We start from the raw sequence: 875 nt of genomic DNA on the forward strand, positions 1-875 counted from the left end.
AGAGCGTGTCTTGTGTGGCGGCTCCGGGTACATATCTGATCATGGATGTGATGGAGAGCAGCCTCGCTCTGCGGCTGGTCCCGGACGATCTGTGGGAGCTGGTGGAACCGCTGCTGCCCCGGTTCGAGACCCGCTGGCAGGGTGGTGGGACCGCGCCGATCGAGGATCGGGCGGTGTTCACCGCAGTGGTCTACGTCCTGACCTCGGGGTGTGCCTGGCGGCATCTGCCGACCGAGTTCGGGGTCTCGGTGCCGACGGCGCATCGCCGGTTCCAGGCCTGGACCAGGGCGGGGGTCTGGCCCCGGCTGCACCGGGCAGTCCTCGATGCCCATGGTGTGGTCGGGCAGGTCGACTGGTCGTCGGTGATCGTGGACGCGGCCAGCCTGCGGGCGAAAAAAGGGGATCTTTGACCGGTCCGAACCCGGTCGACCGCGGCAAAGCGGGCTCGAAGCTGCATGTTCTGACCGACGGGGCCGGGTTGCCGCTGGTCGTGGCGGTCTCGACGGCGAACCTGCATGACAGCCAGGTCCTCATCCCGCTGGTCGCGAGTATCCCCGCGATCCGTTCCCGGCGTGGGCCGCGGCGACGGCGGCCGGACACGCTGCGTGCGGACAAGGCCTACGACCAGCCGGAGCTGCGTCGTTTCCTGCGCAGGCGTCGTATCACGGTGCGGATCGCCCGGCGTGGGGTGGAGAGCACCGAACGCCTCGGCCGGTACAGGTGGAAGATCGAGAGGACGATAGCGTGGCTGGACGGCTACCGCCGACTGACCATCCGCTACGAACGCAACGGCCGTAACTTCCTCGGATTCCTTTCCCTGGCTGCCGCGATCACCTGCTGGAAGAAACTCCCACACCCCACCTGAGACACGCTCT

The 875-nt window shown here is 67.7% G+C and carries 1 protein-coding gene; it reads left to right on the forward strand.

From position 1 onward, the window contains the following. The first annotated feature begins 50 nt into the window (after positions 1-50). A protein-coding gene (locus FMEAI12_RS00315; protein WP_112104560.1) for an IS5 family transposase occupies positions 51-865 on the forward strand; the annotation gives its coding sequence in 2 pieces (ribosomal slippage) (positions 51-398 and positions 401-865; 813 coding nt in all). Positions 866-875: the final 10 nt, after the last annotated feature.

It is taken from the genome of Parafrankia sp. Ea1.12 (genome assembly GCF_900465275.1).
Lineage (GTDB): Bacteria > Actinomycetota > Actinomycetes > Frankiales > Frankiaceae > Parafrankia > Parafrankia soli.